This window comes from Variovorax sp. 20P10.2.4, from assembly GCF_058244205.1.
The window spans coordinates 1-6,056 of sequence record NZ_JBZAYE010000451.1 but is presented as its reverse complement, the minus strand read 5'-3'; the positions used below and the strand labels follow the sequence as shown (position 1 = coordinate 6,056).

Sequence of the window (6,056 nt, the reverse complement as noted above, 5' to 3'; positions counted from 1 at the left end):
GATGCTCGCGCCCGGCATGCAGTCCTGGTCGATGCGGCTGGTCAGCGGCGCCGACCTGCAGAGCGCCGACAGCCGCGTCGTGCTGCCGTCGTCGCGGCTCGGCGGCAAGGGCGCGCTGGTGCTCGACGACCTGCACTATGCGGGTACGGCGGGCGATGCGCCCTTCGCCGCGGTGAGCGTGGTGCGCACCGGCACCGGCGACCTCGGGCTCTACGCCGGCGGCAGCTACGTGCAGAAGTCGCCGTTCGGCGTCTACACCGCCGGCACGCAGCTGGCGGACACCGGCCCCGACTCGGGCTACAACGCACCGCGCTCGCTGCAGTCCGACGGCACGGCCTTCGGTCCCTACCAGGACGCCTACGGCGCCACCCTCGGCGCGCAGCGCATGTGGTACACGGGCGGCGGCGGCGACCTGAACCTCTGGGCGCAGGGCGACATCACGGGCTTCCAGGACGCCGGCACGCAGTCGGTCGGCGAATGGCTCTGGCGCCAGGGCGGCGATGCGCTGGGACAGAAGACCGGCTGGGGCATCAACTTCGGCAGCTATGCGGTCGACAGCGACGGCTTCAACTACTCGCTCACGCTGCCGGCCTTCTCGGGCATCGGCGCGCTCGGCGGTGGCAACGTGTCGGTGCGCGCCGGCGGCAACATCGGCAGCCCGCACGGCTGGAACGATTCGACCTCCAAGCCCGGCCTGGACGGCATCGCGGTCGCGGTGGGCGGCAGCGGGCGCGTGGTCGACGGCCGGCTGCAGCAGACCGGTGGCGGCACGCTGCGCGTGAGCGCGGGCGGCGGCATCTATGCCGGCGTGTACGCCAACCTGCGCGGCGACACCCTGGTCGACGCGCAGCACGCGGGCACGCTCGAGCTCAAGAACTACGGCGCGCGCAACACCGACCCGCGCACGCTCGATCCGCGCACCGCCTATGCGGCCGAGACGCGCGATGCGCTGAACTTCGCGCCCGGCGACGGCACGGTGTCGGTGCGCACGCTGGGCGACCTGGCGCTCAACACGCTGATCGACCCGGGCCGCGTGGGCCAGCACGTCGACACCGCCGTGCCGCTGGACGGCAACCCCACCGGCGGCGCGGGCGCGACCTGGTTCACGCTGTGGTCCGAGGACAGCGGCGCCGAGCTGTTCTCGGCCGGCGGCAACCTCACGGCCTTCGGCACCACGCTCACGCAGTTCCTGCCGCCGGTGATGCGCGCGGTGGCCGCGGGCGGCAGCATCTACAACGCCCCGGCCAATTCGGCCACCCTGATGCTGCCCTCGCCGCGCGGCGCGCTCGACCTGCTCGCCAAGGGCAGCGTGGTGGGCGACTCGGCCAACAACCCGGCCAACAACACCGGGCAGATCGGCCTGCTCGGCAGCTCGCGCGCGACGCTGGCGACGCCACTGAACCCGGCCTGGCGCGTGATCCAGACGGGCACCGTCGGCGACTACATCGTCGCGAGCAACTACTGGACCGCGCCCTATCCCTTCTCGTACATCGACCCGTTCGACTACACGGCGATCTACGAGCACCTGTACGACTACTACGGTGCCCACGGCTACATGGGCATCGGCGGCACGCCGTTCGTGTTCGGTCCCAACACCCTGACCGACGACAGCGCGGCCGGCAACGGCACGCCGATTCACGTCTATGCGGTGCACGGCGACGTGCTCGGGCTGCAGCTGGGCCTGGAGCTGGTGACCGACACCAGCGCGCCGAACTCGCCGGGGCCGCTGTACTACCAGGCCTCGAAGCCGGTGCGCGTTCTCGCGGGTGGCGACATCGTCGGCAGCCGCGGCCTGATCGTGCACGACGCGCCCACCGACGTGTCGATGATCGCGGCCGGCGGCAGCGTGATCCAAAGCAACTTCGACATCGCCGGGCCGGGCACGCTCGAGGTCAGCGCGGGCCGGCAGATCTACCAGGGCAACAGTGCCAGCCTCACCAGCCTGGGCGGCATCGAGAGCGGCGACCTGCGCCCGGGCGCCAGCATCGTGCTGCAGGCCGGCCTGGGCGCCGGGCTGCCCGGGCAGGGCGCGAGCGATTTCGCGGGCTTCGCGGCGCGCTACCTCGATCCGGCCCATGCCAGCGATGCCTCGCGTGCGCTGGCCGACCAGCCGGGCAAGGTCGCCAAGACCTACGACGCCGAACTGGCGCAATGGCTGCGGGAGCGCTTCGGCTACGCGGCCGCGTCGGCCGCCGATGCGCTGGCCTACTTCGAGGCCCTGGCGCCCGAGCAGCAGCGCATCTTCGTGCGCCAGGTGTTCTATGCCGAGCTCACGGCCGGCGGGCGCGAGTACAACGACGCGAGCAGCAAGCGCTTCGGCAGCTACCTGCGCGGGCGCGATGCCATCGCGGCGCTGTTCCCGAGCGTCGATGCGCAGGGCCGGGCCATCGTGCACGACGGCGGCATCACGCTGTACCAGGGCGCGAACACCAATGCCGGCGTGCGCACCGTGGCGGGCGGCGACATCCAGACGCTGGCGCCCGGCGGCACGACGCTGGTGGGCGTGGAGGGCATCACGCCATCGAGCCTCTCGGGCGTCACGCCCGCGGGCCTCGTGACGCAGGGCGAGGGCAGCATCGACATGTACAGCGAGGGCAGCATCCTGCTGGGCCTGTCGCGCATCATGACCACCTTCGGCGGCGACATCCTCGCGTGGTCGGCCACGGGTGACATCAACGCCGGCCGCGGCGCCAAGACCACGCTGGTCTACACGCCGCCCAAGCGCGAGTACGACACGCTCGGCAACGTGAAGCTCTCGCCCAACGTGCCGAGCACCGGCGCGGGCATCGCGACGCTGAACCCGATTCCCGAAGTGCCGCCGGGCGACGTCGACCTGATCGCACCGCTGGGCACCATCGACGCGGGCGAGGCGGGCATCCGCGTCTCGGGCAACGTCAATCTCGCGGCGCTGCAGGTGGTCAACGCGGCCAACATCCAGGTGCAGGGAAAGAGCGCCGGGATTCCCGTGGTGGCCGCGGTGAACGTGGGCGCGCTGACCAATGCCAGCGCCGCTGCCTCGCAGGCTGCGATGGCGGCGCAGGACACGGTGCAGCGCGAACGCACGGCCGCGCGGCAGGCCTTGCCCTCGGTCTTCACGGTGCGCGTTCTGGGCTTCGGCAACGAGAGCCCGGCGGGCAGTCCGGACGCGCCGGCGAACGCGCCGCGCAGGGAACCCGTCAGCTACGACGCGACCAGTTCGGTGCGCGTGCTGGGCGTTGGCGACCTGCCCGATTCGGCGCGCCGGCAACTCACGCCGCGGGAGCGCGCCAACCTCGGCCTGTAGCGCGCCGGACCGGCGCGCCTTCGGTGGATTCGGGCTGCCGCGACCGGCAGGCCCGGCCGCCGCATGCCTTCTTCACCCGAGCATCACCACCATGACCCCCTCCCTTCATGCGAGCGCGGCGCGTCCGGCATCCGGTGGCCGCTGGGCCGCGTCCTTCAAGCCCCTGGACTTCGGGCGCGAAGAGGACCGCGGCGCGGCGGGCATCGGCCCCGATCTGCAGGTGTTCCTGGTGGCGAACTACGCGCGCCTGCACCGGCGCCTGATGCACCACCTGGGATGCCCCGACCTGGCCAGCGACAGCCTGCACGATGCGTGGATCCGCCTTGGCGACCGGGCGTCCGCGCAGACGGCGCAAAGCCCCGAGGCCTATGTCTACCGCGTCGCCTGCAACGCGGCGACCGACCGGCTGCGCGCCGACAGATCGTGGCAGTACGCGAGCGATGCCGAGACCGAGCTCGAGCATCTCGTCGATCTCTCGCCGGGTCCCGAGGCCATCGCCGATGCGCGCTCCGAACTCGCGGCGGTGGAGCGCGCCTTGCAGCACCTGCCGCAGCGCCACCGCTCGGTGCTGATCGGGTTGCGCATCGAGGAGATGACGCGCGAGGAGGTCGCCCGGCGCTGCGACCTGAGCCTGCGGCGGGTCGACACGGTGCTGCGACGGACGCTGGACCATTGCGCGTCGTCGGTCAGCGTGGACCGGCTCTAGAGCGACGCCACCGCCGCTACGGCTCGCTTGCCCGCATTCGCCGCTTGCGGGTGCGCGTGCGCCGCGCACATCCGCGCGATCTCGCGCAGCGCTTCGGCCCGACGCTTCGCGATCTCCACCGCGAGCGCTTCCACCACGAAGAAGTTCTCGTGCGATGCGAGTTCGCGCAGCAGCCCGGTATCGCGCAGGTCCAGCGATGGAATGAAGGCAACGGCCGCATCCTCGTCGTCCGCGGAGGCGAGCAGCGAGCGGATCAGCGCGCCCACGCCCGCCTGGTCGCCGGCGGGCGGCGATACCGAGGGATGGAAGTCCTCGACCTCCCGATCGTCGGCGGCGGCGCGCCGGACCGCATCGAGGAAGTCATCGACGTCGGCGAACACCACGCGCGAGTCGCCGTCATGGCTCAGGTACAGGACCGCGCCGGCCAGCGGCGGCGCGGTCAACAGCAGGTGATGGTTGCTCGTCTGCGGATCGTCGAGCACCAGGCCGTCGAGCCGCCGCGGTATCGGGAGCGATCGCAGGTCCAGGCTCCAGCGGACGATGTCGGCGGCGGAAAGCAGTGACGCGTCGGAGAAGTCCTGGCCGTCGATTCGCGCGAGATATGCATCGAGCCTCTGTCGCGCGGTCGCCGAGAGGGCCTCGGGCGATTCCGGGGCGTGGGGATGAGAGGAGGAGGGATCGCTCGGCATGGACCGATGGTATCGGCGGCGACTGCCATCGCATTCGTATCGGTGATGGACCGCTCCCGCACGAGCCATTCCATGCCACTACATACCGATTGGTATCTATCGAGAAGAAAGGCAATGATCGGCACTTGATAGTCAAGGGATTGACACAGAACCTGTCCTCGCGCCCGAGGGTCAGCCTCGATTGACTGTGTGCCATACCTAATAGTATGTTTCGTCTGCTGCCGGCAGACGGGACACGACTCCACGCGCGCAGCCCTTCTTTGGCCTCTCTCTTCAAGAAAGCTCCGCCCATGGACAAGCCACGCTGGCAACACCGCCCCGAAGGATCGAACTGGGGCGATTTCGGCCCCGACGACCAGATCGGCCGCATGAACCTGCTGACACCGGCCACGCGCCTGCGCGCCTTCCGCGAGGTCGAGCACGGCACGGCGTTCTGCCTGAGCCTGCCGCTCGACCATCCGGGCGGCAACACGCTGTTCCAGCACCGCAAGGCGCCGAAGTTCGTCTACGAGAAGCGCGGCGACAGCTTCAACTTCAACTACCGGCTGTCGAACGTCAACGACTGCTTCTGCGACGTGATCTCGGACGACGCGGTGCTGATGTTCCTGCAGTACTCGACGCAGTGGGACGGCCTCGGCCACGTGGGCCAGATGTTCGATGCCGACGGCGACGGCCGGCCCGAGAAGGTCTACTACAACGGCTTTCGCGCCGGCATCGAGATCGTCGGCCCCGACGACGCCGAACGCGGCTGGGGCGCGCGCTCGATCGGCATCGAGCGCATGGCCACGGCCGGCGTGCAGGGCCGCGGCGTGCTGGTCGACCTCGAGCGCATCCACGGCCGCGAGCGCGCGCTGGTGGGCTACGACGGCCTGATGGCCGCGCTCGAGGCGCAGGGCGCGAGCGTGGAGCAGGGCGACTTCCTGTGCCTGTACACCGGCTTTGCCGACCTGATCCTCGAGATGAACAAGCAGCCCGACGGCGAGGTGCTGGCGCGCTCGTGCGCGGTGCTCGACGGCCGCGACGAGAAGCTGCTGCAGTGGATCACCGACTCGGGCATCGTCGCGATCTGCGCCGACAACTTCGCGGTCGAGGCCTATCCGGCCCGCCCCGGCGCGAACGGCTCCTACCCGGGACTGCCGCTGCATGCGCACTGCCTCTTCAAGCTCGGCCTGCACCTGGGCGAGCTCTGGTATTTCGCCGAGCTCGCGCAATGGCTGCGCGCGCACAAGCGCTCGAGCTTCCTGCTGACCGCGCCGCCGCTGCGGCTGCCGGGCGCGGTGGGCTCGCCGGTCACGCCGGTGGCGACGGTCTGAAGCGCGCGCATCGACACGCGCGAACCGACGAAGAACCAAGGAGACAAGAGACATGCGAATCCGAC

The 6,056-nt window shown here is 70.7% G+C and carries 4 protein-coding genes; 3 read left to right on the top strand and 1 reads right to left on the bottom strand.

Annotation, left to right across the window (positions count from 1 at the left end; genetic code table 11):
* A partial coding sequence (locus AC27VN_RS29910; protein WP_490878894.1) for a filamentous hemagglutinin family protein occupies positions 1 to 3,283 on the top strand: 3,283 nt, incomplete at its 5' end.
* Between the two features lie 91 nt (positions 3,284 to 3,374).
* Positions 3,375 to 3,989 (top strand): RNA polymerase sigma factor, encoded by a 615-nt coding sequence (locus AC27VN_RS29905; RefSeq protein ID WP_490878893.1) that lies wholly within the window; start codon positions 3,375 to 3,377, stop codon positions 3,987 to 3,989.
* Here AC27VN_RS29905 and AC27VN_RS29900 read toward each other — a convergent pair.
* Positions 3,986 to 4,678, bottom strand: a complete 693-nt coding sequence (locus tag AC27VN_RS29900) for a hypothetical protein (RefSeq protein WP_490878892.1) — start codon at positions 4,676 to 4,678, stop codon at positions 3,986 to 3,988. The genes AC27VN_RS29905 and AC27VN_RS29900 overlap by 4 nt on opposite strands.
* Before the next feature lie 290 nt (positions 4,679 to 4,968).
* Here AC27VN_RS29900 and AC27VN_RS29895 point away from each other — a divergent pair, with 290 nt between their 5' ends.
* Positions 4,969 to 5,991, top strand: coding sequence for a cyclase family protein (locus AC27VN_RS29895; RefSeq protein ID WP_296784899.1), 1,023 nt, complete (start codon positions 4,969 to 4,971; stop codon positions 5,989 to 5,991).
* The last annotated feature ends 65 nt before the right edge of the window (positions 5,992 to 6,056 follow it).

Coding starts and splice junctions, on each gene's coding strand:
- AC27VN_RS29905 (WP_490878893.1), top strand. CDS start 3,375: ATGACCCCCTCCCTTCATGCGAGCGCGGCGCGTCCGGCATCCGGTGGC.
- AC27VN_RS29900 (WP_490878892.1), bottom strand. CDS start 4,678: ATGCCGAGCGATCCCTCCTCCTCTCATCCCCACGCCCCGGAATCGCCC.
- AC27VN_RS29895 (WP_296784899.1), top strand. CDS start 4,969: ATGGACAAGCCACGCTGGCAACACCGCCCCGAAGGATCGAACTGGGGC.